Source organism: Allosphingosinicella sp. (assembly GCF_036570505.1).
In the GTDB taxonomy this organism is placed as follows: Bacteria; Pseudomonadota; Alphaproteobacteria; order Sphingomonadales; family Sphingomonadaceae; genus Allosphingosinicella.
In genome coordinates, this window is sequence record NZ_DATCYB010000112.1 from 1 (window position 1) to 24878 (window position 24878).

23 protein-coding genes, 1 other RNA gene and 2 pseudogenes are annotated in these 24878 nt (G+C 66.4%); 16 read left to right on the forward strand and 10 right to left on the reverse strand.

Annotation, left to right across the window (positions count from 1 at the left end; all coding sequences use genetic code 11):
- A pseudogene (locus tag VIR62_RS13695) lies at positions 1 to 805 on the reverse strand (lytic transglycosylase domain-containing protein); the annotation flags it as partial.
- Complete coding sequence (locus tag VIR62_RS13700; RefSeq protein ID WP_431872140.1) at positions 802 to 1491, reverse strand: uracil-DNA glycosylase; 690 nt, start codon at positions 1489 to 1491, stop codon at positions 802 to 804. The pseudogene VIR62_RS13695 and the gene VIR62_RS13700, both read right to left, overlap by 4 nt.
- 154 nt (positions 1492 to 1645) lie before the next feature.
- Between VIR62_RS13700 and VIR62_RS13705 the strand changes: the two genes are divergently transcribed.
- From VIR62_RS13705 to VIR62_RS13735, 7 genes are all read left to right on the forward strand, one after another.
- Positions 1646 to 3295: a 4Fe-4S dicluster domain-containing protein gene (locus tag VIR62_RS13705; protein WP_431872142.1), complete on the forward strand. Its 1650-nt coding sequence runs from the start codon at positions 1646 to 1648 to the stop codon at positions 3293 to 3295.
- On the forward strand, positions 3252 to 4946 hold the full coding sequence (locus VIR62_RS13710; RefSeq protein ID WP_431872144.1) for a tetratricopeptide repeat protein: 1695 nt from the start codon (positions 3252 to 3254) through the stop codon (positions 4944 to 4946). Before VIR62_RS13705 ends, VIR62_RS13710 begins: the two co-directional genes overlap by 44 nt.
- The gene (locus VIR62_RS13715; RefSeq protein ID WP_431872146.1) at positions 4946 to 5755 is read left to right on the forward strand and encodes a 4-(cytidine 5'-diphospho)-2-C-methyl-D-erythritol kinase; all 810 of its coding nucleotides are present in this window, start codon (positions 4946 to 4948) and stop codon (positions 5753 to 5755) included. Before VIR62_RS13710 ends, VIR62_RS13715 begins: the two co-directional genes overlap by 1 nt.
- A gap of 225 nt (positions 5756 to 5980) precedes the next feature.
- Entirely contained in the window at positions 5981 to 6763 is a 783-nt protein-coding gene (locus VIR62_RS13720; RefSeq protein WP_431872148.1) for an enoyl-CoA hydratase/isomerase family protein, read from the forward strand.
- Between the two features lie 49 nt (positions 6764 to 6812).
- Positions 6813 to 7193, forward strand: coding sequence for a hypothetical protein (locus VIR62_RS13725; protein WP_431872150.1), 381 nt, complete (start codon positions 6813 to 6815; stop codon positions 7191 to 7193).
- Entirely contained in the window at positions 7190 to 8560 is a 1371-nt protein-coding gene (locus VIR62_RS13730; protein ID WP_431872152.1) for an NAD(P)H-hydrate dehydratase, read from the forward strand. The genes VIR62_RS13725 and VIR62_RS13730 overlap by 4 nt, the downstream gene beginning before the upstream one ends.
- Positions 8557 to 9753, forward strand: coding sequence for a class I SAM-dependent RNA methyltransferase (locus VIR62_RS13735; protein WP_431872153.1), 1197 nt, complete (start codon positions 8557 to 8559; stop codon positions 9751 to 9753). Before VIR62_RS13730 ends, VIR62_RS13735 begins: the two co-directional genes overlap by 4 nt.
- Before the next feature lies 1 nt (position 9754).
- Here the strand turns inward: VIR62_RS13735 and VIR62_RS13740 are convergent, their stop codons facing one another.
- The 3 genes from VIR62_RS13740 to VIR62_RS13750 all read right to left on the reverse strand — a co-directional run bounded on the left by VIR62_RS13740 (position 9755) and on the right by VIR62_RS13750 (position 13567).
- Entirely contained in the window at positions 9755 to 11179 is a 1425-nt protein-coding gene (locus tag VIR62_RS13740) for an amidohydrolase family protein (protein ID WP_431872155.1), read from the reverse strand.
- Positions 11179 to 12234, reverse strand: coding sequence for a 1,9-bis(guanidino)-5-aza-nonane synthase (locus VIR62_RS13745; protein ID WP_431872158.1), 1056 nt, complete (start codon positions 12232 to 12234; stop codon positions 11179 to 11181). Before VIR62_RS13745 ends, VIR62_RS13740 begins: the two co-directional genes overlap by 1 nt.
- A gap of 109 nt (positions 12235 to 12343) precedes the next feature.
- On the reverse strand, positions 12344 to 13567 hold the full coding sequence (locus VIR62_RS13750) for a type III PLP-dependent enzyme (protein ID WP_431872159.1): 1224 nt from the start codon (positions 13565 to 13567) through the stop codon (positions 12344 to 12346).
- Positions 13568 to 13777: 210 nt separating this feature from the next.
- On the opposite strand from VIR62_RS13750, the gene VIR62_RS13755 reads away from it, so the two are divergent.
- Positions 13778 to 14749, forward strand: a complete 972-nt coding sequence (locus tag VIR62_RS13755; RefSeq protein ID WP_431872161.1) for a threonine ammonia-lyase — start codon at positions 13778 to 13780, stop codon at positions 14747 to 14749.
- On the opposite strand, the gene VIR62_RS13760 is transcribed toward VIR62_RS13755, so the two are convergent.
- Positions 14746 to 15069, reverse strand: a complete 324-nt coding sequence (locus VIR62_RS13760; RefSeq protein WP_431872163.1) for a hypothetical protein — start codon at positions 15067 to 15069, stop codon at positions 14746 to 14748. The genes VIR62_RS13755 and VIR62_RS13760 overlap by 4 nt on opposite strands.
- 11 nt (positions 15070 to 15080) lie before the next feature.
- On the opposite strand from VIR62_RS13760, the gene VIR62_RS13765 reads away from it, so the two are divergent.
- Complete coding sequence (locus tag VIR62_RS13765; protein ID WP_431872165.1) at positions 15081 to 15251, forward strand: hypothetical protein; 171 nt, start codon at positions 15081 to 15083, stop codon at positions 15249 to 15251.
- An 89-nt stretch (positions 15252 to 15340) separates the two neighbouring features.
- Here the strand turns inward: VIR62_RS13765 and VIR62_RS13770 are convergent, their stop codons facing one another.
- Positions 15341 to 15997: an alpha/beta hydrolase gene (locus VIR62_RS13770; protein ID WP_431872167.1), complete on the reverse strand. Its 657-nt coding sequence runs from the start codon at positions 15995 to 15997 to the stop codon at positions 15341 to 15343.
- A 108-nt stretch (positions 15998 to 16105) separates the two neighbouring features.
- Here VIR62_RS13770 and VIR62_RS13775 point away from each other — a divergent pair, with 108 nt between their 5' ends.
- From VIR62_RS13775 to VIR62_RS13800, 6 genes are all read left to right on the forward strand, one after another.
- Complete coding sequence (locus VIR62_RS13775) at positions 16106 to 17158, forward strand: cysteine desulfurase family protein (protein WP_431872169.1); 1053 nt, start codon at positions 16106 to 16108, stop codon at positions 17156 to 17158.
- Positions 17155 to 18276, forward strand: a complete 1122-nt coding sequence (locus VIR62_RS13780; protein ID WP_431872171.1) for a cysteine desulfurase family protein — start codon at positions 17155 to 17157, stop codon at positions 18274 to 18276. Before VIR62_RS13775 ends, VIR62_RS13780 begins: the two co-directional genes overlap by 4 nt.
- Positions 18273 to 18608 carry a 2Fe-2S iron-sulfur cluster-binding protein gene (locus VIR62_RS13785; protein ID WP_431872173.1) on the forward strand — a complete coding sequence of 112 codons (336 nt, stop codon included), beginning with the start codon at positions 18273 to 18275 and terminating at the stop codon, positions 18606 to 18608. The genes VIR62_RS13780 and VIR62_RS13785 overlap by 4 nt, the downstream gene beginning before the upstream one ends.
- 28 nt (positions 18609 to 18636) lie before the next feature.
- Positions 18637 to 18734: signal recognition particle sRNA small type (gene ffs, locus VIR62_RS13790), an RNA gene on the forward strand.
- A 358-nt stretch (positions 18735 to 19092) separates the two neighbouring features.
- The gene (locus VIR62_RS13795; RefSeq protein WP_431872175.1) at positions 19093 to 20736 is read left to right on the forward strand and encodes a DNA polymerase III subunit gamma/tau; all 1644 of its coding nucleotides are present in this window, start codon (positions 19093 to 19095) and stop codon (positions 20734 to 20736) included.
- Positions 20737 to 21060, forward strand: a complete 324-nt coding sequence (locus VIR62_RS13800) for a YbaB/EbfC family nucleoid-associated protein (protein WP_431872176.1) — start codon at positions 20737 to 20739, stop codon at positions 21058 to 21060.
- A 272-nt stretch (positions 21061 to 21332) separates the two neighbouring features.
- On the opposite strand, the pseudogene mtgA reads toward VIR62_RS13800, so the two are convergent.
- From mtgA to VIR62_RS13815, 3 genes and pseudogenes are all read right to left on the reverse strand, one after another.
- Positions 21333 to 22052: pseudogene (gene mtgA / locus VIR62_RS13805) on the reverse strand (monofunctional biosynthetic peptidoglycan transglycosylase); the annotation flags it as partial.
- A 140-nt stretch (positions 22053 to 22192) separates the two neighbouring features.
- Positions 22193 to 23098 carry an RNA polymerase sigma factor RpoH gene (gene rpoH / locus VIR62_RS13810; RefSeq protein WP_431872178.1) on the reverse strand — a complete coding sequence of 302 codons (906 nt, stop codon included), beginning with the start codon at positions 23096 to 23098 and terminating at the stop codon, positions 22193 to 22195.
- A 54-nt stretch (positions 23099 to 23152) separates the two neighbouring features.
- A complete protein-coding gene (locus VIR62_RS13815; RefSeq protein WP_431872179.1) occupies positions 23153 to 24109 on the reverse strand; it encodes an RluA family pseudouridine synthase in 957 nt (318 codons plus the stop codon).
- Between the two features lie 130 nt (positions 24110 to 24239).
- Between VIR62_RS13815 and VIR62_RS13820 the strand changes: the two genes are divergently transcribed.
- Positions 24240 to 24875 (forward strand): histidine phosphotransferase family protein, encoded by a 636-nt coding sequence (locus VIR62_RS13820; protein ID WP_431872181.1) that lies wholly within the window; start codon positions 24240 to 24242, stop codon positions 24873 to 24875.
- The last annotated feature ends 3 nt before the right edge of the window (positions 24876 to 24878 follow it).

The following is a 24878-nucleotide window of genomic DNA, read 5'->3' on the forward strand; positions in this document are numbered from 1 at the left end:
AATAATGGCCGGCCGCCGACAGTTCGGAATCGCTCGATCGTGCCGCGACCGAAGCGAAGGCGTCGGCGGCGGCATCGCAGTCATCCATGCGCCACGAGGCGAGGCCCGACACCCAGGCCGCGTGCAGCGCCCATTCGCCGCTGCCGCTCCGCGCTGCGTCGGCGAGACGGCGGGCCGACCGGTCGTCCTCGGTCAGGTAGTAGGACCAGGCGATGCGCTGCTGGAATTCGGTCCGCGCCTCGGGGCCGAGGCTGTAGGCGCGCGCGTTGAGCAACGCCTCGGCTGCGCGCGGCTGATCGTCGACGATCAGTGGCTGGACGAGCGCGTCGAGCTCGCGGGCCGCCGGATCGTTGGCGACGCTCTCGGCGCGGGCGCGGCGCGGCTGGCTGCCGGCCCAGACGAGATTCTGTATGTGCGGCAGATCGGGCAGTCTCTCCGCGCCCCGCCTTTCCGCGAGCCGTCCGAGTTGCGCCGCATGCGGGAGGTACGGCGCCTGCCTCAGTAGCGTCATCGCCTGCTCCAGGGATACCACTGGCGACCCCTTGGCGAGATACATCTCGGCGGTGGCGGCGGCGTGAAGCGGCCCATCACGCATCCCGGCGAGACGCGCCGCGGCGCCGGCCCAATCGCGCCTGTCGATGGTGGCGAAGACCTCGCGATAATTGGTCCGCTCGGATGCGCTCAGCACCGACGGACCGTCGCGGCGCAGATCGCTGCTGGAACTGGCGCTTGCGTCGAACGCGACGGATGGCGCGGCGGGAAGGGCGACCGCGGCGGCGAGCAGCAAAGTGCGGAGCGGCTTCATGGCTTCAGTCCTTGAGCGAGCATCTGCAAATCGGCCCAGGCCAACGCCTTCGCCGATGGCTGGTCGAGCAAATAAGAGGGAGGAATGGTTACCAAAGTCCTAATCGGACCGGCATGGGTGGCGATCTCGTGCCAACGGCCGCGCGCTTGCGCCATGGGGAGGCCGAGTAGCGCCTTCGAGCAGGCATCGCCGAACAGCAGCAAAGCCCGCGGCTGTACGAGCCCCACATGGTGGCGGGCGAGATCGGCGCATTGGACCGCTGCCTGGCTGGTGAAGCGGCCATCGGGGGAACGAAAGCAGGATAGGGCGGCGAGGTAGAGCGAGTTCCTGTCCCGCTCGATCGCCGCCATCATCCGGTCGAACAACTGGCCCGCCTCGCCCGCCAGCAACGCGCCGGAGCGGCAATCATCCGCCGCCGGCATGTCGGTCATGACCATCAGGCCCGCCGCCGGATCGCCGGACGGGCATAGGCGCGGCGCAGCGGGGGCGGCGAAAGCAAGCGTGTCGCTGTCCTTCAACCAGGCCTGGAACAGGTCGAGCCGGTCGGGAAGGGTTTCTTCGCGCGTCTTGGGAGCGGCTTCGGGGTCCGCGGAAACGGCGTCGGGCATCCTCGCCGGCGGACGCAGCCAATCGCGCGGTGCCTCATCGACGAGTACGTCGACGCCCGCATCGGCCCACCACTGCAACGCGCTCGCCGCGGCCGCAGGGGAATAGGGTTTATCTCCCCGCTCCACAGCAACCCATAGAGTCACGCTATTGCGGGGTGGTCAACGGGAAAATAGCGCCTTATCTGCGAGATGGCCGTTTGGGACGAGGAACGGCCCCGGAACGGAGAGGCGAATGAGCGAACGCGAGTCCATGGGCTATGATGTGGTGATCGTCGGCGCCGGCCCCGCCGGCCTCGCCGCCGCCATCCGCCTGAAGCAACTCGCGGAGAAAGAAGGACGGGAACTTTCCGTCTGCATCCTCGAAAAGGGCTCCGAAGTCGGCGCGCACATCCTCTCCGGGGCGGTTATCGATCCGCGCGCGCTCGACGAGCTGCTGCCCAACTGGAAGGACCTGGACAGCCCGCTCACCGTGCCCGTTACAGAGAACCATCACTGGGTCCTCGGCGAAAAATCCAAATACGGCATGCCGCACTGGATGATGCCGCCCTTCATGAACAACAAGGGCACCTATACGGCATCACTCGGCAATGTCTGCCGCTGGCTGGCCGGGCTGGCGGAGGCGCTGGGAGTCGAGATCTTCCCCGGCTTCGCGGCGGCCGAGATACTGTTCCACGACAATGGCGCGGTGAAGGGCGTCGCCACCGGCGACATGGGCGTCGCCCGCGATGGCACCCACAAGCCCGATTACCAGCCCGGCATGGAGCTGCACGGCAAATACACCTTCTTCGCCGAGGGCGCCCGCGGCCATCTCACCAAGGAATTGAAGCGCATCTTCAAGCTTGGTGAGAATAGCGAGCCGCAAGTCTATGGAATCGGCTTGAAGGAGTTGTGGGACATCGATCCCGCCAAACATACCCCGGGCCGCGTCATCCACACCCAGGGTTGGCCCCTCACGGACGCCTGGGGCGGTGGCTTCCTCTATCATCAGGAGAGCAACCAGGTCGCCTTGGGGTTCGTCGTCGCGCTCAGCTACAAGAACCCGCACCTCAACCCCTTCGAAGAGTTTCAGCGCTGGAAGCAACATCCGTCGATCCGCGCGATCCTGGAGAACGGCCGCCGCGTCAGCTACGGCGCGCGCGCGATCAACGAGGGCGGCTGGCAGTCCGTGCCGCGGCTCGCCTTCGACGGCGCTGTGCTGATCGGCTGTTCGGCCGGCTTCGTCAACGTCCCCCGCATCAAGGGCAGCCACACCGCGATGAAATCGGGCATGCTCGCCGCCGAAGCCGCCTTCGAGGCGATCGCCTCTGAGCGGGAAGGCGACACGCTCAAGGCCTATGACGACAATCTGCGCTCGAGCTGGATCGCGGACGAACTGAAGATGGTGCGCAACGTCGAGCCGATGGTCGCCAAATATGGCGGCACGCTCGGCACGATCCTCGCCGGCGCGGACATGTGGATGCGGACGCTCAAGATCGGGCTGCCCTTCACCATGAAGCATCATCCCGACAATGAAGGCCTGCTGCACAAGGATCAGGCCAAACCTATCGTCTACCCCAGGCCCGACGGCGTGATCAGCTTCGACCTCCTCTCCTCGGTGTTCCTGTCGAACACCAACCATGAGGAGGACCAACCGGTTCACCTGACACTTAAGGATGCGAACGTACCGATCGACGTGAACCTCGCCGACTATGACGCGCCCGAACAGCGTTACTGCCCGGCCGGCGTTTACGAGATCGTGGGCGAGGAAGAGAGCAATCCGCGGCTGCAAATCAACGCCCAGAATTGCGTCCACTGCAAGACGTGCGATATCAAGGACCCGACCCAGAACATCAACTGGGTTGTTCCGGAAGGCGGAGGAGGACCCAATTATCCCAATATGTAAGCTCGGACTTTATGGCACCGTCGCCGGCGCGCTGATCCTGCCCCTGACCGCGGCGGAGGCCAACCGCGAGGAACATGCGCTGCTGAGCGCGTACGTCCAGGCCCGGGCGGCCGACAGCATTGGCGCCGTGGACCGGGCATCGCAAGGTTATGCGACGGCCCTCGCGCTCGCTCCTCAGAATGAGATGCTCGCCGCTCGCGCGCTCGCGCAGGCGGTCGAGGCGGGGGACCGCGAACTGGCCGTGCGCTCCGCCCGGATACTCGAGAAGGCCGACCTGCTCGCTCTCGACATCCGGCTGCTGCTCCTGACCGAGGCGCTTCGGACCGAGGACTGGTCCGCCGCCGATCGCTATATCGACGGCATCGCCAAGGACGAGATTTTCGCCTTCATGGCGCCGGTGATGCGGGCCTGGGTCGCCCTGGAGACCGGCAAGGGCGATCCGCTCGCCATCATGACAGCCGCTGGGAACGATCCGGTTGCCGCCGCCTATGTGGCCGAGCATCGCCCGCTGATCCTCCTGGCGCAGGGTCGGAAGGAAGGCGCCGCCGAGCTGCTCAAGGTCGTCGATGACGAAGGCGGCCGCGCGAGCCGGCTGCGGATCGCCGCGGCGGCGACGCTCCACAAGCAGGGCGACGACAAGGCCGCGGCGGCCCTTCTTGAGGGCGATGAAGCGCCCATCGCCGCCGCTCGGCGCCTGCTCGAAGCCGGAAAGGCGATTCCGGGCGCCATCGACGGCGCCAAGGCCGGCGTCGCCGAATTCCTCGTTCGCATTGCGATCGATCTTCATCGCCAGAATGTGACGCCGCTCGCGCTCACCTACGCGCGTCTGTCCACTTTCCTCGCGCCCGAGAATAGCGAAACCTGGCTGGTCACCAGCGAATTGCTCGCCGCCCGCGAGCAGCGGCAGGAGGCGCTGGAGGTGCTCACCCATGTCGCGCCGGCGGACCCCTTCGCCGGCAATGCCGCCGACGGCCGGATCAGGCTCCTCGCCGCGACTGGCGACAATGAAGCGGCGCTTGCGGAAGCCCGGAAAGCGGTCGAGACGGGGCCGCCCAGCGTTGGCGACTGGACCCGGCTTGGCGACCTTTATGGGGAGCTGGAGCGCCCGCAGGATGCCGCCGGCGCTTACGGCCGGGCGGTCGCCGTGGCCGAGGCGCAGGGCACGAAGGACGGTCAATGGGCGCTGTGGCTGCTCCGTGGCGGCGCGTTCGATCAGGCCGGGAACTGGCCCGAAGCCAAGGCCGCGCTCGAAGCCGCCTATCGGCTCGCGCCGCAGCAGCCGATCGTGCTCAACTATCTGGGCTACGCACAGCTCGAAAGGCGTGAGAATGTCGAGGAGGCGATGCGACTCATCGCCGAGGCGAGCCGCCTGCAGCCCGACAGTCCGGAGATCACCGATTCCCTCGGCTGGGCCCATTATCTGCGCGGCAATGTTGCCCAGGCGATCCCGCTGCTCGAAAAGGCCGTGAAGGGACAGCCCGCCGACCCGGCGATCAACGAGCATCTCGGCGATGCCTATTACAGCGCCGGGCGCCATTATGAGGCGCGTTATGCCTGGGAGGCGGCCCTGATCTACGCCGAGGAAGAGGATGCCGAGCGTCTCCGCGCCAAGATCGACGCCGGCCTGACACCGAAGCTCGCCTCTCCCTGATGCGGGAAACCGCCTACGCCAAAATCAACCTGGCGCTGCACATCCGCTCACGGGAACCCGACGGATACCACAATATCGAGACGCTGTTCGCCTTCTGCGAGGAGGGAGACGAGCTCGAAGCCCTACCTTCCGCTATGGTCGATCTGCGGATGGACGGGCCGATGGCGGCCGATCTCGTCGAGGAAGCCGACAACATCGTGCTCCGCGCGGCGCGGCTTCTGCCGGCCGCCGGGCGCGGCGCGTCCATCCGCCTCACCAAGCGGCTCCCGGTTGCGGCGGGCCTGGGTGGCGGTTCGGCCGACGCGGCCGCCGCGATGCGGTTGCTCGACCGATTCTGGAACCTTGGCTTGGGTCCCGATCGACTCGTCGGTCTTGCCAAGTCGCTGGGAGCCGATGTCCCGGCCTGCATTCGCTCCGTCACCGCGCGGGGAGAAGGGCGAGGAGACCGCGTGGAGCCGGTCGCGGCAACCGGATTGACCGGGACGCCGGTCCTCCTGGTCAATCCGCGCAAGGCTCTTTCGACGGCTCGGGTTTTTCAGGGATGGGACGGTATCGACCGCGGGCCCCTGCGCGCGGACTGGATAGACGGCCGCAACGATCTGGAGCCGGTCGCGAGCGCGATGGTTCCGGAAATCACCGAAATCCTGGACCGCCTCCGCGCCCAGCCGGGTGCGGAGATGGCGCGCATGTCGGGATCGGGCGCAACCTGCTTCGCGCTGTTCGGATCCGATGCGGATCGGGATGCCGCCCGATGCGCGATCGCGGCCGATCATCCCGGCTGGTGGCAAATTGCCTCGCGTCTCAGATGACCCGCTATTCCCATTTAGGCACAACTTTTCACCATGCTTAACCATCGTCGGGGGCGCCTTCCCGTCGTGGCACGGCCCTTGCTGATGGAACCTTCGGACGGGTCGAGGCTTGGCTCCAACCGGCCGACATCCGCGCATGGCCCTTGTCCCTTCGGGGGCAAGCGCCATGCTCCCCTGTAGTGGCCGGGCCACCTATGTGGGCCCGGCCATTTTTCATTCGCCCGGATGACAAAGCCCCCGGAGAGCGGCAAGCAGCGGATCATGTTCGACCTCTCCGTCACGGCCGCCATCGCGCGCCTCGTCCTGGACCGCCCGAAGGCGCTCAACGCGATTCCCGTTGCCGGTTGGCAGGATCTTGCGTCGGCGGCGGACGAGGCGGTGCGCGCCGACGCCCGCATCCTGATCGTCAGCGGCGTCCAGGACGGCGCCTTCTGCGCCGGCGCCGATATTTCGGATTTCGATGCTTTCCAGGCCGACCCCGAGGCGCGCACCGCCTTCCGCAAGGCGATGCGCCACGGTCTCGATACGCTTCGGGATTTGCCGATCCCCACGATCGCGCTGGTCGAGGGTGCGTGCTTCGGCGCCGGGGTCGCGCTCGCCATGGCCTGCGATTGGCGCGTGGCCGGCCCCGGCGCGCGGTTCGCCATCACGCCGGCCAAGCTCGGCATCGCCTATCCGCAGGAGGATGTGCACCGGCTTGTTTCGCTCGTCGGAGTCGGCCAGGCGGCACGGCTTCTGTTCGGCGCCCAGAGCATCGATGCCGAGGAAGCGGCACGGATCGGGCTGGTCGAAGTGGCCGCGTCGGGCGATGTCGAGGATGCGATGCGGGATCTCGCCTCGGCTGTCATCGCCAACGATCCGCAAAGCCTCCGCGTGCTGAAGCGCGGCGTGGGGCTGGCGTCGCTGGATATCCGTCAGGACGACCGGCAGGACAGGGCCTTCGAGTCCTTGCTGGGGTCCGACGTCCTCTCCGACCGGCTGGCCGCCCATCGTGCCCGCGGGAAATGAGCGAGCCGTGCCCTTGCCTGGGCCGTGCACATGGCTCAAACAACTGCGAATGAGGACGCTGTTTTCCGCCGCCGCCCTGCTGGGGCTCGCCGCCTGCGGCGATCCGGGCAGCACTGCCGACGAGGCACTGGACGCGGCGGGCGAAGCGGCTGACCGCATTCCCTGCGCCGTCGAGGGCGAAACCGGCTTCGAGCAGGTCTGCACCGTCGAACGATTGACCGGGGACGAGGGGCCGATCCTCACCATCCGCCACCCGAGCGGCGGCTTTCGGAGATTCCTCCTCACCAGCGACGGACGCGGTGTGATTGCCGCAGATGGCGCGGTCGCCGCCGTCGTATCCGTGATCGCCGATGACCGGATCGAAGTGGCTGTGGACGGCGATCGGTATCGACTTCCCGCGACGGTGAAGGCCAGTCGGCAGGAGCCATGAGCTTCATCCTCACCGCCGAGGCGATGCGCGCGGCGGAGCAGCGCGCGATCGACGGCGGCACGGCGGTGGAAACGCTGATGGATCGCGCCGGGACGGCGGCGGCCGAGGCGATCTGGCGTTTCGCGGGCCCCCTCCCGACGCTTGTCCTGTGCGGTCCCGGAAACAATGGCGGCGACGGATATGTGATCGCCAGGGAGCTGGCGGGAAGAGGCGTGGCGGTCCGTATCGCCGCGCTTGCCGAACCTCGGAGCGGCGCTGCCAAGGGTGCGCGGGAGCGGTGGCGGGGAAGTGTGGAGCCCTTGACGGGCGCGCAGGGCGCGCCGTTGCTCGTCGATGCGCTGTTCGGCACCGGCCTCACGCGTCCGCTGGATGAACGCACGTCGACCGCCCTCTCGCGTCTGGTCTCCGAGGCCGCTGTCCGCGTGGCGATCGACCTTCCGAGCGGTGTCGCCACCGACGACGGCGGCATCCTCTCGCCCGTGCCCGGCTATGACCTCACCGTCACCTTCGCGGCGCGGAAGCCCTCGCATCTCCTCCAGCCGGCCGCGCGCCACATGGGTCGGATCGCCGTCGCCGATATCGGGATCGAGGCGACAAGCGACCTTCGGCTGATCGAGAGGCCCAGGCTCCGCCTCCCCGGCGCGGACGACCATAAATATACGCGCGGCTATGTCGCCCTGCTCGCCGGTGAGATGCCGGGGGCGATCGCGCTTGCCGCCTCCGCCGCCGTGAGGGCGGGCGCCGGTTACGTCAGGCTTGTCGCGCCTCGTCCCGTGGGCGAAACCCCAAGCGCGGTCGTGCAGTCATCCGGCCTCGATACTCTTGCTGACGAACGGGTCGACGTCGTCGCGGTCGGCCCGGGTCTCGGCAGGGGAAAAGAAGGCAAGGCGTTGCTCGGTCGGGCCATCGATTCCGGACATGCGCTGGTGATCGACGGGGACGGCCTCACGCTATTGGCCGATGGGGAGCCTTTTCCGCGCTGGGCTGCGACGCCGATCCTTACGCCCCATGCCGGCGAATTCGCGCGGCTGTTCGGGGCCCTTTCGGGCAGCAAGGTCGAGCAGGCGCGGGAAGCGGCGCGTCGTTCGGGCGCCGTCATTGTCTTCAAGGGGCCAGACACGGTCGTGGCGGCACCGGATGGCCGAGCCGCCATCGCTTCGCCCGCGACGCCATGGCTCGCGAGCGCGGGCACGGGCGATGTGCTTGCCGGAATCATTACCGCGATGCGGGCACAGGGCCAGGGGGCGTTCGAGGCGGCGTGCGCTGGCGTATGGCTGCACGGACGCGCCGGTGAATTGGCGGGCATCGGGCTGATCGCGGACGACCTCATCACGCATCTGCCCGTTGCACTGTCGGAGTGCTTGTGACGGAGAACATCGTCGGCATAGCAGCGCGCGGGGACGGGGTGACCGAGAGCGGCCGCCACATACCCTTCACGGCCCCCGGCGATCTCGTGCAGCCGGATGGCACGACAGTTCCGGGTCCACATCGCGCCGAGCCGCCTTGCCGGCATTTTCCCCAATGCGGAGGGTGTCAACTCCAGCATGTCGATGACGACGCTTATGCCGGATTTCTGATCGACCGCATTGCTTCGGCGCTGACGGCGCAGGGCGTGGCCGTGCCCCACATCCTGCCGCCTCACATTTCCTCTCCGATGACCCGCCGCCGCGGGTCGTTTCGCGCCGAGAGCAGGGGGAGACAGGTCCTCCTTGGCTTCAATGCCGAGAAGAGCAACCGCATCGTCGACATGCGGGAATGCCACATCCTGCGGCCGGAACTGTTCGCGTTGGTCGAGCCACTGCGCAAGCTGATGGGCGACTTGCTAGGCCCCAGGGGAAGCGGCGGCGTCCGCATGACGCTGGCCGATCAGGGCGTCGACGTCCTCCTCGAAAATGTCATGGTCGAAGGTTTGGAGGCGACCGAGGCGCTTGCCGGGTTCGCCGAGGCCCAAGGTCTGGCGCGCCTCGCCCTGGACGATGGGTACGGCCCCCAGACGCGGTGGGAGCCGCAGCCGGTCTCGGTCACGCTGGGCGGGGTCACGGTGCCTCTTCCTCATGGCGCCTTCCTTCAGGCGACGGCGGAAGGGGAAGCGGCGCTGGTTGCCGCCGTGCGCGAAGCCGTCGGCCCGGCACGGATCGTCGCCGACCTGTTCGCCGGCCTCGGCACCTTCGCGCTGTCCCTTGAAGGCCGCGTCCTCGCTGCGGAAGGCGCGCGCGATGCGGCGCTGGCCTTGAAGGGCGCCGTCAACCGTGCCCAGCGTCCCGTCTTCGTCGATCATCGCGACCTCTTTCGCAGTCCGCTCGACGAGCAGGAGCTAAGCCGCTTCGAAGCGATCGTGCTCGATCCGCCGCGCGCGGGTGCCCGCGAGCAATGCCAGCTGCTCGCCCGTTCCAGTGTGCCTCGAATGGCCTCGGTTTCCTGCAATCCCAGCACCTTCGCCCGCGACGCGAAGCTGCTTATGGAAGGTGGCTACCGCCTCGAATGGGTGAAACCCGTCGGCCAGTTCCGCTGGTCCACCCACGTCGAGCTGGCGGCGCAGTTCACGCGGGGAGGCGGATGATCTAGCGCGCTGCACGGACTCTCGCTTCGGCAAGCAGGCGATCCAACGCGGCTCGATCGAGCAGCTGTCCCTTCAGGATGACAGCCTCGATGCGCCGAGTCGCTGAAATATCCTCCAGCGGGTTGGTGTCGAGAATGAGAAGGTCGGCCGCCTTGCCTTCGGCCAGGGCGCCGAAACGGTCGGAATAGCCGAGGAAGGCCGGGCCGTTGATGGTTGCGCTCGCCAGTGCCTCGGCGGGCGTTAGTCCAGCCTCGACATAGCGTTGCAACTCATCGTGAAGGCCTTGGCCCGGATAGTTGAAGGAGTTGAGATAGCCGGCGTCGGTGCCGGCTAGTATCGGGATGCCGGCATCCCGCAGCATTGGAAGGACCCGGGCGCTCAGCTCATATTCGCGGTGCCGGGCGGCGACTTGCTCCGGCGTCGCCTTGGCCGCGCGCTCGACCCTCCATTCATAGGTCTTGCGCAGGCCGGGCCCGATCAGGGCTAGCGCCGGGTCGTCCGAATGATCCTCGCGGTCGAGATAGGCGAGTATGCGACCCATGTTGAGCGTCGGCGTCACGGCGAGGCCGGTCGCGGCGAGCTGCTCGTAAACACCGCGCGCATAGTCCGCGTCGAACGTCTCGACGAAACGGTCCGACGCTTCTCCATAAGTCAATTCGCCCGCCGCATAAGCGGCGCCGATCTGGGCCTCCAAGGGCGAGCCGGCCTTGATCAGATAATCGATATGCTCGACGGAACTCAGGCCCGCTTTGGCCGCTTCGAGGATCGTCAGCGCATAGGGCGTGTGCGCCGAGGTCTTCATCCCACGCCCCTTCGCGGCGTTGACGGCGTAGAGGAAGATGTCCGGCTTCACCTTGTTGTCGGTGATCTTGACGAAATCGACCTCCATCGCCTGCAGCCGGTCGATCGCGACATCGACCTCGGCCGGGGAGCCGACCTCCATTGTGCCCTTCCAGAGCGGATCGTAGCCCTCCAGCTTCGGCCCGGACGTGTAGATGGTGGGGCCGAGCAGCGTCCCGTTCGCCACTTCGTTCCGCCATTTGAGCACGGAGTCGCTGATGTCGGCGGCAGCTTCGCGCACCGACGTGACGCCATAGGCGACGTAGACGGGGAGGAGGTTCTTGTTCTCCTCGATCAGCTCCGGCCCGCCGCCGAAATGCATGTGCATGTCCCAGAGGCCGGGCGTCACAAATTTGCCGGCAGCATCGACCACCTCGACCCCTGCAAAGCGCCGGGCAACGGCGGCATCGGGTCCCACTGCCACGATGTCGTCGTCGCGCACCGCCACCGCTTGATCCGGCACAGTACGCCTGCCGGCGACATCGACGATGGTCGCGTGGCGGATGACGAGGTCCGCCTTTTTGCTCGCCGTGCTTGCCGGCGCCGCAAGGAGGGCGGCGGCGACGGCGGCGAGGCATTTCAGCATCAGTCGAACATCTTGCCGAAGGCGCGCTTGGCGCGGGTTTTCCAGTGGCCGCGATGATAAGCGTCGGAGGCCAACAGCGGCAGCACCGAAGTCGCCTCGGCATAGACCATCTGTTCCATTGCGGTCGAAACCTTGCCCCAGCTCGCGGCCTCCTGGAGGGTGGAAGAGGAGCAGGCGCCGTCGCGGACGTCGGCGACCGTGATCTGGACGGCATATTTGTGCACTTCGACATCCTCGTGGCCGAGGATTTCGGCGCAGACAACGGTGTCCTGCACGAAATTTTTCGGAACGCCACCGCCGACCATGAGGAGACCGGTGGTGCCCGCCTTGATCTTGATGTCCGTCAATTCGCGGAAGTCAGCGATCGAATCCATCGTCAGATACTGACGGCCCGCCTTCATGGCATCGACCTGATGCTTCACGAGGCCGAAACCCGCCGAGGAATCGGTGAAGGCCGGGCAGAAGATCGGCACGTCATGCTCATAGGCGAGCTTGACGAGGCTGTTCTCCTTCTTGCCGTTCTCGACTAGCCACTTGCCCATCTCGCGGATGAAGGCGCGCGAAGAATAGGGGCGCGGCTCCAGCGCGTTGGCGATGGCGGCGATGGTGTGGTCGGTCTCCTGGAGCGACTCCTCATCGATATAGGTGTCGTAGATGCGATCGATGTAGAGCGAGCGCAAAGTGTCGTCGTCAGGGATTTCAAGCGCTTGATAGTGCTTGTGGCCAAGGCCTTCGAAGAAATCCATATCAACGATGGTGGCGCCGGTGGCGACGATCGCATCGACCATGTTGTGCTTCACCAGGTCGGCATAGAGGTCCATGCAGCCGCCGGCCGAGGTCGATCCGGCGACGACCAGCACAATCGAGCAATCGGGGTCCGACAGCATCTGGTTGTAGATTTCCGTCGCCCGGCCGAGGTCGCGGCTGGTGAAGCTCATCTTCTTCATCGCCTCGACGATCGGGCGCGCGTCGAAGCTCTTGATGTCGATATGCTCGACCTCGGTCGACAGCAGCTCCGCCTTGCGGGTGTCGTTGATGAGGGCTTCGGTGGTCATTTTAGTCTCCATGAACTCACTCCCCTCCCGCTTGCGGGAGGGGGTGTCGGAGTGTCGGGGCGGGACATGCCCTCCCCCGGGCCCTCCCGCAAGCGGGAGGGGCGTTAAGTTACAGCGTAACGACGTTCGACGGGACGGCGCGTTCCTCCGCTCCGGCGTAAAGCGTCGCCATCGGCTCGTCGGTGACGACCACCTTCATATCCGATCCGAAGCCGTTGAAGCCGGTCCGCATCGCGCAGCCATAGGCGCCGAGCATGCCGATCTCGATATAATCGCCGGCGGCCACGTCCGCAGGGAGGTGGAACGGGCCGGCCATATGATCGAGATCGTCGCAGGTCGGCCCGTAGAAGCTGAACGGCACGTCCTTCGTCTCCGAAGCCTGCTCGCGCACCAGCTTGACCGGAAAGCGCCAGCCGACATGCGCCGCATCGAAGAGGGCGCCGTAAGCGCCGTCGTTGATGTAGAGCTCGTCGCCGCGGCGCTTCTCGACGCGTACCAGCACGCTCGCATATTCCGCGCACAGCGCCCGGCCCGGCTCGCACCAGAGCTCGGCCGAATAGCTGATCGGCAGGCTTTCGAAGGCCTTGTGGATCACCTCGAAATAGGCCTCGAGCGGCGGCGGCTCCATGCCCGGATAGACGGACGGAAAGCCCCCGCCGACATCGACGATGTCGACCGTCACGGCCGCCTCGACGATGGCCGCGCGCACGCGCTGCATCGCCTCCGAATAGGCCGCCGGCGTCATCGCCTGGCTGCCTACATGGAAGCAGATGCCGAGCGCGTCCGCCGCCTGTCGAGCCGCGAACAGCAGAGCCTTGGTCTCGCCCGGCTCCGCGCCGAACTTGGAGGCGAGGCTGAGCTTCGAATGATCGGAGGAGACCCGCAGCCGCACGCAAAGGTTGAGATCGCTCGCGCTCCTGGTCGCGCGCAGGATCTTCTCCAGCTCGTCCATCGTGTCGAGCGAGAAGGTGCGGACGCTATGCTCGAAATAGGCCTCCTCGATCGCCTCCTCGGCCTTCACCGGATGCATGAAGCAGAGCGTGGCCTCGGGCAGCGTCTCGGCAAGCAGGCGCACCTCGGCGATGGACGCGACGTCGTAATGCGTCACTCCGCTGTCCCACAGCAGCTTCAGCAGGTCGGGAGAGGGGTTCGCCTTCACCGCATACATCGACGTGCCCGGAAACTTCTCGACGAAGAATCGGGCGGCGCGCCGAGCGGCGTGCGGGCGAATGAGCGTAACCGGCTGAACCGGACGTCCCTTGGCAATCGCGGCACCGCTGGCGATGCCGGTCGGGGCGGTCGCTAGCCCCAGCGCGCTATGATGGCTGTGCAATTCAAGGGACCTCCAGTGGGGTAGTTGACGAAAAAGCAGCCTTGCGGTTTGGAAGTCCCCATGGGGCTGCGGAGGCGCGATATAGGTTCATGACATTCCGCTGTAAAGACCTGCCTGTTTTCCATGCCCTGAATGATGGCCAAGCTAAGGGAATCGTTTCGATTTCCATGCAGGGCCGTGGCACGGGCGCGACGAAGGGAATCGAGAGAAATGACGATCGGACGGCCCACGCGGCATGGAGTCGAGGCCGCCGCCGCGCGCATCGCGGGCGAAGTGACTCGGACGCCGCTGCTGCCTTTCGAGGTCGGGGGCACGCGGCTCTGGGCCAAGGCCGAGTGCCTGCAGCAGGGTGGAAGCTTCAAGCTGCGCGGCGCCACCAACCGATTGATGCTGCTCAGCCCCGAGGAGCGCAAGCGCGGCGTCGTCGCGTTTTCGTCGGGCAATCACGCCCAGGGCGTCGCCATCGCGGCCAAGCGCATGGGAATCGCGGCGACCATCGTCATGCCGTCCGACGCCCCGGCGGTGAAGCGTCAGGCGACGGAGGCGGCGGGCGCCGGGGTCGTCGAATATGACCGGGCGCGGGAAAGCCGCGAGGAGATCGGTGCCCGCCTCGCCGCCGAGAGCGGCGCGACGCTCGTTCCCTCCTTCGACGATATCGACATCATCGAGGGCCAGGGGACCGTCGGTGTCGAGCTTCGGGCGCAGATGATCGAGGCGATGGGCGGCGCGCCCGACAAGGTGCTGATCAATTGCGGGGGCGGCGGCCTCTCGGCGGGCATCGCGCTGGCGCTGCCGGAGGCCGAGGTCGTCGTGGTCGAGCCGGCAGGGTGGGACGATATGGCTCGATCTCTGGAAAAGGGCGAGCGCGTGCCCGTCCCCGACGATGCGCCGCCGACTCGGTGCGATGCCCTGCAGACGAAGCTCGTCTCACCGCTTACCTTCGATGTCCTTCGCGAGGCGGGTGCGCGCGGCGTCGCCGTTACCGAGGACGAGATCGCCGCCGCCATGGCCTTCGCCGCGCGTCATCTTCGGCTGGTGGTGGAGCCGGGCGGCGCCGCATCGCTCGCGGCCGCCCTGGCAGGCAAGGCGGGACGTCTCACGGAGCGCACGGCGATCGTCCTGTCAGGGGGTAATGTCGACCCGCTCGTTTATGCGGAGATATTGCGGTCCGATGCGGCTTAGGCCGCGCGATATTCCTGCGGATCGAGATGGGCAGGCGACATCGCCTCGACCTGCTTGGTCAACTCTTCCAGTTGCAGGCCGATAGTACGAAGCTCCGCCGCGTAGACATCGGCGTCGATTCCGGGCTGGCCCAGGGTCGCCGCGTCGAGCAAGGTATCCAGCATCATCGAGATGCTGGGAAGGATCGTCTCTTCGATCCGCTCGAAGGCCTCGTCGAGGCCGAGCTGAAGGTCCATGTGCCCCATGGAGCCGGAATAATCCCGGATGCTTAACCTTTCGTAAAAGGCGGGGCTCTTTCTCGCGCCGCGATCGCGTGCCATGGGACTCGGGCATGACCAGCGGACCGGGATCGATCCTCCTCTCCATCGCGATGATCGCCGCCTTCCTCCTAGGCGCCGGCGGCCTGTGGCTGGTCGTCAAGCGCAGGGATACGAGGAAAGGCGTACTGATGCTGGTCGCGGCGCTGGTACTGCTCGGCAATGTGCTGATCTGGACGATCTAGCCGTCATCCCGGCCAAGGCCGGGATCCCAACTGGAAGTGCCGTGCCTTTTCTCCACGAGATCCCGGCCTTGGCCGGGATGACGTATGCGTCACTTGATCGGACAGCTCGGATCGAGGCGCATGTCGAGATAGTCGTCCACCGACTTCATCAGCTGCGGCATCTCGTTGACGAAAAAGTGATTCGCGCCCGGAATGGTGTCGTGGTGGATGGTGATGTGCTTCTGGGTGCGGAGCTTGTCGACCAGCTTTTGCACCGCGATCGGCGTCACCACCTCGTCCGCCTCGCCCTGGATGATGATGCCGGAGGCGGGGCAGGGGGCGAGGAAGGTGAAGTCGTACATGTTCGCCGGCGGCGCGATCGAGATGAAGCCGCGCACTTCCGGGCGGCGCATCAGGAGTTGCATGCCGATCCACGCGCCGAAGCTGACGCCCGCCACCCAGGTCGTCTCTGCTTCGGGATGGATCTGCTGCACCCAGTCGAGCGCAGAGGCGGCGTCCGAAAGCTCCCCGATGCCGTTGTCGAACACGCCCTGGCTCTTGCCGACGCCTCGGAAATTGAAGCGTAGTGTCGCGAACCCGCGCCTCACGAACGTCTTGTAGAGCGCCTGGACGATCGCGTTGTTCATCGTCCCCCCCGCCTGCGGATGGGGGTGGAGGATCATCGCGACGGGCGCGCGGGGACGGGGACCCGGCTGGAAGCGGCCTTCGAGACGGCCTTCGGGACCGGGGAAAATGACTTCGGGCATTGCACCTGCGCTTGGACTGGCGTGATAAGGAGCACGCCCGGACTGTGCCGAGCGCGATGGCGGTCTATATAGGGCGAAGCACCCGCTTAGCAATCAAGAGGAAGGCCAGTGCCGCAAGGCCGCATCTATCTCGACCACGCCGCGACGACGCCGCTCCTTCCGGCGGCGCGCGAGGCCATGGCCGAGGCGCTGGCGCGCTGGCACAACCCCAGCTCGCCCCATGCGGAAGGGCGGGCCGCCAAGGCAGCTCTGGAAGAGGCGCGGGCGCGGGTCGCGGTGGCGCTTGGCTGGACCGGCAAGATCATCTTCACTTCAGGCGCGAGCGAGGCGCTGGCTATAGCGCTCCGCCGTGCGAAGGCGGGGTCGCGATACGTCTCCGCCGTCGAGCATGACGCCGTCTTTCGCGCCGCGCCTAATGCGGTGAGGCTGCCGGTCGGCCCGGCTGGCCTGGTGCACGCGACGGGAATAGAGGGCGAACGGCCGCTCGTCGCGGTTCAACATGCCAATAACGAGACGGGCGTACTGCAGCCGCTGGACAAGATCGCCGAGGCCGTGCGGGAAAAGGGCGGCATGCTCCTCGCCGATTGCGCACAGACCGCCGGCAAGCTCCCGCTGCCCGACGCCGACATGGTCGCCATTTCTGCCCATAAGTTCGGCGGACCGCCGGGTGTCGGCGCATTGCTATTGCGCGATTTCAGCTCCGTCGAAGCCGTCGGTGGCCAGGAGCAGGGCTACCGCCCGGGAACGGAGAATCTGCCTGGCATCATCGGCATGGTCGCCGCGCTGGAAGGAGGGAGCGACTGCGTAGACCGGGCCACTTCGCTCCGCGCCCGGCTCGAAGCGTCCATTGTCGCCGCCGGCGGAGAAGTTGTCGCGCCGGGCTCGCCCCGAATCCACACCATCGGAGCCTATCGCATGCCGGGCGTGCCCTCCAATGCCCAGCTCATCCAGTTCGACATGGCGGGCATCGCCGTTTCCGCCGGAAGCGCCTGCTCGTCGGGCAGCCTGAAGCCCAGCCACGTCCTCGCCGCCATGGGCTGGGACGAAGCCGCCGCCCGAGAGGTCGTCCGCGTCAGCTTCGGCCCTTCGACCACCGAGGTCGATGTCGGACGTTTCGTCTCGCTCTGGACCGACATCGCCGATAAACGCCGCGCTGCATGATCTATCTCGACTATCAGGCCACTACTCCGATGGCGCCCGAAGTCGCGGCTGCCATGCGCCCGTGGCTTGAGACCCATTTCGGCAACCCCCACAGCCCCCACCGCATCGGCCGCGAAGCCGCCGCGGCGATCGAGGTAGCTCGGGAGCATGTCCTAACCGCCCTCCGTTCGTCCCGAGAAGGGCGTGTATTCTTCACTTCCGGTGCTACCGAGGCCGCCAATTGGGCGCTAAAGGGCGCGGCCGCGCGTCTCTCCGCCGAAAAACGCAAGATCGTCACCCTCGCCACCGAACATGCCTGCGTGCTCGATACGGTCGAGTGGCTCGGAACACAGGGTTTCGAGATCGATGTCCCGCCCGTGCAGCCGAACGGCCTCGTCGATCTCGACCTCCTCGCCAGTCGCGTCGACGCCCGCACCGGCCTCGTTGCCGCCATGCTCGTCAACAACGAGATCGGCGCCATCCAGCCCATCGCCGAAGTCTCCGCCATCGCCCGCCGCCGGGGGGCGCTCCTGTTCTGCGACGCCGTGCAGGGCTTCGGGCGTGTCCCGGTCCCGCTCGACGCCTGCGACATGGTCGCCCTCTCCAGCCACAAGGTTCACGGACCCAAGGGCATCGGCGCACTGTGGATTCGCGACGGCGTCGCCGTCGACCCCTTGCTTCACGGCGGCGGCCAGGAGGGCGGTATCCGCTCCGGCACGCTTTCGCCCGCCCTCTGCGTCGGCTTCGGCGAGGCTGCCCGGCTGCTCGTCGAACGGGAAGGAAAGGATCATGCCCATGTTGAGCGTCTATGGACCAGGGCGCTGTCGCTGCTCAGCGGATGGGCTGTCAACGGTTCGGCCGAGCGTCGCTACCACGGCAATTTGAACATCCGGCGCGAAGGCCTGGATTCCGACCGCATGATCTCCGAAGTGCGGGGCGTCGCCTTCTCCGCCGGCTCCGCCTGCGCGAGCGGCTCCGGACGGCCCAGCCATGTCCTCGCCGCTCTCGGCCTCGACGACCGCCAGGCGCGCTCCAGCATCCGGCTCGGCTTCGGCCGCTACACGACGGAAGAGGATATGATACACGCCCTCACGCTCATCCAGGAGGCGGCGGATCGTCAGCGGAGCTTCGCCGCGTGACTCGAATCCGCTTCATCTCGGCCGACGGCTCGCAAGTCAGCGAAGTCGACGCCCCCGCCGGCGAGCGCCTGCTCGACATCGCCCAGGATCACGGCCAGCCCCTCGAAGGCACGTGCGAGGGTCAGATGGCCTGCTCGACCTGCCACGTCATCGTAGACGCCGGGGACTTCGCCAAGCTCCCGCCGGCCAGCGAGGAGGAGGAAGACATGCTCGACCTCGCCCTCCACGTCACCCGCCACTCGCGCCTTGCCTGCCAGATCTGGACCAGCGAGACGCTCGACAGCCTCACCGTCCGAATGCCGGGCGGCAGTCACAATATGCAGGGTCGTTGATTTGGCACCCGAACTCCCCCATATGCGCCGCGGGAGTCGGGCGGACGGAGTCGTCGCCAATCCGGTCAGGTCCGGAAGGAAGCAGCCGTAACGATTTCGCTCCGGGTCGTTCCGGCTCCCACCTTTCCCGAAATCTGTCTGCCATTCTGGCCTGATCGATGCACCGGTTTGGCGCGCCATTTTTGTTCTTTTTTTGTTCTTTCCTGCAGCCGTGTCGACCGGCTAAACTGTCGTCATGACCGCTGATCCTTCCCCCGCTTCAGGTATCGCGTTCGTGCGTCCGCCGATACGCACATGCCAGGCCTTGAAATGCCGCTCGAAAGAAGCGGAGCAAGACCGGAAGCTGTCAAAGCTGACGAGAATCCCGTGCCAGCCAATACAGTTCGTCGGCTTTCGACCGATCCTGACCATTTCCCCGGTCATCGCCTGGGCCTCCAACGAGCTTTCGCTGGCATGCGGGCAGGGGGCTGCTTAGGTTAGTCCGATGGCATCCGAATCCCCCGACTCCATCGGCCTCGGGCTCGACGAGCCGCCGCAGCCCGCCAAGGCGCTGCCCTACCGTGTGCTCGCCCGCAAATATCGGCCGCAGTCGTTCGACGAACTGATTGGACAGGACGCGATGGTGCGGACGCTGGGCAACGCCATCCAGCGCGATCGGCTGGCGCACGCCTTTTTGCTGACGGGCGTGCGCGGGGTGGGGAAGACCTCGACCGCGCGGCTTATCGCCAAGGCGCTGAACTGCATCGGGCCGGACGGGAAGGGCGGGCCGACGATCGAGCCCTGCGGCGTGTGCGAGCCCTGCATCGCCATCGCCGAGGGACGCCATATCGACGTGGTCGAGATGGACGCCGCCTCCAACACCGGCGTCGACGACGTGCGCGAGATCATCGAGGCGGTGCGCTATGCGGCCGTTTCGGCGCGCTACAAGGTCTACATCATCGACGAAGTCCATATGCTGTCGAAGAACGCGTTCAATGCGCTTCTGAAGACACTGGAAGAACCCCCTGCGCACGTTAAGTTTCTGTTCGCCACGACCGAGGTGAACAAGGTGCCGGTGACGGTGCTCTCCCGCTGCCAGCGTTTCGACCTTCGCCGCATCTCCGCCGACCAGCTGGCCGCCCATTTCGCCGAAGTCTCCGCCAAGGAGGGCGTCGAGGTGGAGCCCGAGGCGCTCGCCCTGATCGCCCGCGCGGCGGAAGGCTCGGCCCGCGACGGGCTCTCCATCCTCGACCAGGCCATCGCCCATGGCGCGGGCGGGGTCACCGCCGATCAGGTGCGCGCGATGATCGGCCTTTCGGACCGGGGCGCGATCCGCAATCTGCTCGGCCTGCTTCTTTCCGGCGACGCGCCGGCGGCGCTCTCGGTGGTGAAGGAGCAATATGACCTCGGGGTCGAGCCCGCCGCGCTGCTGCGCGGCCTTCTGGAAAGCGTCCACGGCATCACCCGCGCCAAGGTGGGCGGCGCGGTCGATCTCGCCCAGAGTAAGGAGGAGCGCGACGCCTATGCCGACTGGGCGCGCCGCCTCAGCTATGCCCTCATCCACCGCCTCTGGCAGCTGTTGCTCAAGGGCCTGAGCGAGGTCCAGACCGCCGCCATGCCCCTGGAGGCGGCCGAAATGGCGCTGCTTCGCGTCATCCACGCCAGCGAAATGCCCGATCCCGGCGCGCTGTTGGAGACGCTGGCGACCGGCGAAGCCGTTCCCGCGACCTCCCGGGCGGCTTCGTCCGCAAAGGAAGAGCAGGGGTCGATGCTGAAAGCGCCTTCGACCTTCGCTGGCCTTGTCGATCTCCTGGCGCACGGCGGCAAGCCGCACCTGGCCCAGATGCTCCACGATTTTGTCGGTGTCGTCCGCTACGAGCCGCCCGCTCTGGCTTATCGTACGACCAAGCAGCTCGCCGCCGATTTCGCCCGCGATCTTGCCGCCTCGCTGAAGGCACTAACGGGAACGAACTGGACCGTCGAAGCGTCTGAGGGCGAAGCGGAGCCGACCTTGCTGGAGCAGGAAAAAAGCGCCGCCGATGCACTGCGTCAGTCGGTGCTCGACACGCCGATCGTCAAGGCCGCGTTCGAGGCGTTTCCGGACGCCGAACTCGCCGATTACACCCTCAAGGACACACGGAGCGCCTGAATGCCCAATCTCGACGACCTCATGAAGATGGCCCAGGAGGCCCAGGCCGAACTGCAGAAGGCGCAGAACAATCTCGATTCCATCGAGGTCGAAGGCGTTTCGGGCGGCGGCATGGTCAAGATTCGCGCGACCGCCAAGGGCCGCATCATCTCCGTGGACATCGACGAAAGCCTGCTAGCTCCGTCCGAAAAGCAGATGGTCGAGGACCTGATCGCCGCCGCCATCAACGACGCGCGCGGCAAGGCCGATGTGGCGGCGGGTCAGGAGATGCAGAAGATCACCAGCGGCCTGCCGCTGCCGCCGGGGTTCAAGATGCCCTTCTGAATTGTTGCCGGCGAACGCCCCTACATGCCGACTGGTTCGAGCTCGTTCTCTTCGGGCTGGGACGTCGGAGGCGGCGGCGGCTCGATTTCGATCGGAACCTGATTCAGAACCGGCTCTTCGATGGTGATGGGCGGTCCGATGTCGGGCGCTTCAAGATAGTCCTCCGCCTGTTCCGGCTGCGGAGCGGGCGCAGGCGCAGGCGCCGATTCCCTGCGCTTTGTCGGCGTGGGCTCCTCGGCCGGCCCGACGGGCGCCAGGCGCTCGCCGTCGCCTTCGAGACAGGCATCGAGGTTGTCCCGCGCCACGACGCCGATCCGCGCCGCGATCGAATTGCCGTAGCGGCGCGTGAAGCCGCTCGGGGAAGTGGCCTCGCGCTCCTTGGGAAGTGGCAGGACGGCCGCGATCCGGGCCGCCTCAGTGCGGCTAAGGCTGGACGCGTCCTTATCGAAATAACGCTCGGCGCCGGCATTCACGCCATAGGTGCCGATGCCGGTCTCGGCGATGTTGAGATAGACCTCCATGATCCGCTGCTTGGACCAGAGATTCTCGATCAGCAGCGTGAACCAGGCCTCAAGCCCTTTGCGGAACCAGCCGCCGGCCTGCCAGAGAAAGGCGTTCTTGGCCGTCTGCTGGCTGATCGTCGAGCCGCCCCGAACGATCCCGCGCCTTTGGGCATTCTCCCGCATCGCCTCCGCGATCGCATCGACGTCGAAGCCGCGATGGCTGCAGAATTTGCTGTCCTCGCCGGCGATCACGGCGCGCTTCATGTCGTCGTCGATCTCGCCGATCGGCATCCAGTCCTGTTCGATCTCATGCCCATCGACCAGGTCGCCGATCATCGTGAAGGTGATCGGCGGCGGCACGAAGCGGTAGAGCAACACCCATAGGACGCTGCCGACCAGGAAAATGAGGACCGCGCCCACGATCCACGACGAAATGCGGCCGAACCAGCCGCGCTTCGGTGCTCTGCGTTTCGATTTACCCCGCGCCATGGCGGTTGATTAGCGGCCGGCGCGGCTCTCGTCACCCCGGCGCGTGAACGTCACCCCGGCGCAGGCCGAGGTCTCGTGTCGCCCATTGTGACTTCTTGTCCCGAGATCCCGGCCTTCGCTGGGATGACGGGGGAGCGGACTTACCCGGCCGGAAGCAGTTTCCGTTCGCCGGCGAGGTGCATCAGCGCTTTTTGCAGCTTTTCGAACGCCCGGACCTCTATCTGGCGAATGCGCTCGCGACTGACGTCATAGACCTGGGAAAGCTCTTCGAGGGTCTTCGGATCCTCCGAAAGGCGCCGTTCCGTCAGGATATGCTTCTCGCGGTCGTTCAGCGAATCCATTGCCTTCACGAGCAGCTCGTGACGGACCTTGGATTCCTCCGCGTCGGCGACGCGCTCGTCCTGCAGCGGTTCGGTATCGACCAGCCAGTCCTGCCACTGGCCCTCGCCCTCTTCGCGTAATGGCACGTTGAGCGACGTATCGCCGCCCATCGCCATGCGTCGGTTCATCGAGATCACGTCGTCCTCGGAAACGCCGAGGTCCTTCGCGATCTTCTTCACGTCTTCCGGCTTGAGGTCGCCGTCCTCGAACGCCTCGATTTGGTTCTTCATCCGCCGAAGGTTGAAGAACAGCTTCTTCTGCGCCGCCGTCGTGCCCATCTTGACGAGGCTCCACGAGCGCAGGATGAATTCCTGGATCGACGCGCGGATCCACCACATCGCGTAGGTGGCCAGGCGGAAGCCGCGTTCCGGCTCGAACTTCTTCACGCCCTGCATCAGGCCGATATTGCCCTCGGAAATCAGCTCGCTGACGGGCAGGCCATAGCCGCGATAGCCCATCGCGATCTTGGCGACGAGGCGCAGGTGCGAGTTGACCAGCTTGGCCGCCGCATCGGTGTCCTGATGCTCGGTCCAGCGCTTGGCCAGCATATATTCCTCCTCGGGGGCGAGGATGGGGAATTTCTTGATCTCGGCCAGATAGCGATTGAGGCCCGCTTCACCACCGGTGGCGGGGATAGTCGCCGGAACCTTGCTGCCGCTTGCCATATTCGTCTCATTCTCCCTGCGCCGCACGTTATACTACGTGGCGATACTTGCTTGCTATACGGTAAGCGCCCTGAACAGTTCCTGCATGTCGGACGGAATGGCGCTTTTGAAGGACAAATCCGCCTTCGTGACCGGATGGTGGAACCCCAGTTCTGCCGCATGAAGCGCCTGGCGCTTGAAGTCCAATTGATTGAGTAACTCACGGTGAACGATTCTGGTGCGCCCATAGACGGGGTCGCCGAGCAAGGGGTGCCCGATCGAGGTCATATGGACGCGCACCTGGTGCGTCCGCCCGGTCTCCAGCCGACACTCGATCATGGCCGCTTCCTTCAGCGGCGTGATCAGCCGGTAATGCGTCACCGCCCGCTTGCCGCGCCCTTCGTCGACGATCGCCATCTTCTGGCGGTTGGCCGAGGAGCGGGCGAGGGGGGCGTCTACCGTGCCACTGGGTGGATTGGGCAGGCCGGCGACGATCGCGCGATAGCCGCGCTCGATGCTGTGCTTCTTGAACTGCGCCGACAGCCCCTCGTGGGCTACATCGGTCTTGGCGACAACCAGCAGGCCTGACGTATTCTTGTCGATGCGGTGGACGATGCCGGGGCGGGCGACTCCGCCGATGCTCGACAGCCGGCCCGCGCAATGATGGAGCAGGGCGTTTACCAGCGTCCCGTCGAGATTGCCGGCCGCCGGGTGCACGACCAGCCCGGCCGGCTTGTCCACGACCAGCAGATGCTCGTCTTCGAAGACGATCTCCAGCGGGATGTCCTGCGGCTCGTTATGCGCCGGGGCGGGAGCGGGGATGGTGATCGTGTAGGCTGTACCGGTTTTGGCCTTGGAGGCCGGGTCCCGCACCGCCACGCCTTCGGCGTCGCGCACCTGGCCGCTGCTGATCAGCGCCTTCAGCCGCTCGCGCGAAATCGTGGGCAGCGTCGCCGCGAGCGCGCGATCCAGCCGCCAGCCCGCGGCATCGTCGGCGATCGTTGCGATTATCGTAGAAGCCCCCCGATCCATCGGACGGGGGATGTGGGTATGAAGCAGGAAGAAATCAAGAACGGCCCAAGCGCCGCCTTGCAACCTGAGGCCTCAAGCGCCAATAGGCATGAACGAGAGAGACGCAGATCACGCCGAGGGGCCCAACCGGATGAAATCCCATGAATTCGCCAGCCTTCTTTGTTCGCGCCTCTGTCATGACCTGCTGAGCCCCGTCGGCGCCCTCAACAACGGGATCGAGCTGCTCTCCGACGAACATGATCCGGAGATGCGCGCGCGCTGCCTCGACCTCCTCGGCGAAAGCGCCCGAGCCTCCGCCAACAAGCTCAAATTCTTCCGCCTCGCGTTCGGCGCCGCCGGCGGCTTTGCCGACGATGTCGACACGCGCGAGGCCCGGGTCGCGATCGAGGGGCTTTTCGGCGGCGAGGGGCGGATCCAGCTTGGCTGGATGGTCGACGAGCCGACGATGAGCAAGTCGGCGCTCAAGGTCCTCTTGAACCTGGTCCTCATCGCCGGCGATGCCCTGGTCCGCGGCGGGCGGCTCGATGTCGGTGCCGAGAGGCATGGCGACGGGCTCGACATCGTCATTCGCGCCGAAGGCAGCCGCATCGTCCTCGATCCCGAATTGAAGCGGACGCTGTCGGGGGATAGTTCCGAGGATCAGATCGCCCCTCGCGCCGCCGCGGCCTGGCTCGTCCATTGCCTGGTCGCCGAGGGCGGCGGGCAGGTCCAGGTGATGGACAACGAAGAGGGCATGCTGCTGATCGGAGCCTCGCTGCCGGCCTGAGCC

Coding starts and splice junctions, on each gene's coding strand:
- VIR62_RS13760 (WP_431872163.1), bottom strand. CDS start 15,069: ATGGCACGCGATCGCGGCGCGAGAAAGAGCCCCGCCTTTTACGAAAGG.
- VIR62_RS13725 (WP_431872150.1), top strand. CDS start 6,813: ATGAGGACGCTGTTTTCCGCCGCCGCCCTGCTGGGGCTCGCCGCCTGC.
- VIR62_RS13815 (WP_431872179.1), bottom strand. CDS start 24,109: ATGGATCGGGGGGCTTCTACGATAATCGCAACGATCGCCGACGATGCC.
- rpoH (WP_431872178.1), bottom strand. CDS start 23,098: ATGGCAAGCGGCAGCAAGGTTCCGGCGACTATCCCCGCCACCGGTGGT.
- VIR62_RS13705 (WP_431872142.1), top strand. CDS start 1,646: ATGAGCGAACGCGAGTCCATGGGCTATGATGTGGTGATCGTCGGCGCC.
- VIR62_RS13800 (WP_431872176.1), top strand. CDS start 20,737: ATGCCCAATCTCGACGACCTCATGAAGATGGCCCAGGAGGCCCAGGCC.
- VIR62_RS13780 (WP_431872171.1), top strand. CDS start 17,155: ATGATCTATCTCGACTATCAGGCCACTACTCCGATGGCGCCCGAAGTC.
- VIR62_RS13740 (WP_431872155.1), bottom strand. CDS start 11,179: ATGCTGAAATGCCTCGCCGCCGTCGCCGCCGCCCTCCTTGCGGCGCCG.
- VIR62_RS13765 (WP_431872165.1), top strand. CDS start 15,081: ATGACCAGCGGACCGGGATCGATCCTCCTCTCCATCGCGATGATCGCC.
- VIR62_RS13770 (WP_431872167.1), bottom strand. CDS start 15,997: ATGCCCGAAGTCATTTTCCCCGGTCCCGAAGGCCGTCTCGAAGGCCGC.
- VIR62_RS13795 (WP_431872175.1), top strand. CDS start 19,093: ATGGCATCCGAATCCCCCGACTCCATCGGCCTCGGGCTCGACGAGCCG.
- VIR62_RS13720 (WP_431872148.1), top strand. CDS start 5,981: ATGACAAAGCCCCCGGAGAGCGGCAAGCAGCGGATCATGTTCGACCTC.
- VIR62_RS13820 (WP_431872181.1), top strand. CDS start 24,240: ATGAAATCCCATGAATTCGCCAGCCTTCTTTGTTCGCGCCTCTGTCAT.
- VIR62_RS13755 (WP_431872161.1), top strand. CDS start 13,778: ATGACGATCGGACGGCCCACGCGGCATGGAGTCGAGGCCGCCGCCGCG.
- VIR62_RS13730 (WP_431872152.1), top strand. CDS start 7,190: ATGAGCTTCATCCTCACCGCCGAGGCGATGCGCGCGGCGGAGCAGCGC.
- VIR62_RS13745 (WP_431872158.1), bottom strand. CDS start 12,234: ATGACCACCGAAGCCCTCATCAACGACACCCGCAAGGCGGAGCTGCTG.
- VIR62_RS13715 (WP_431872146.1), top strand. CDS start 4,946: ATGCGGGAAACCGCCTACGCCAAAATCAACCTGGCGCTGCACATCCGC.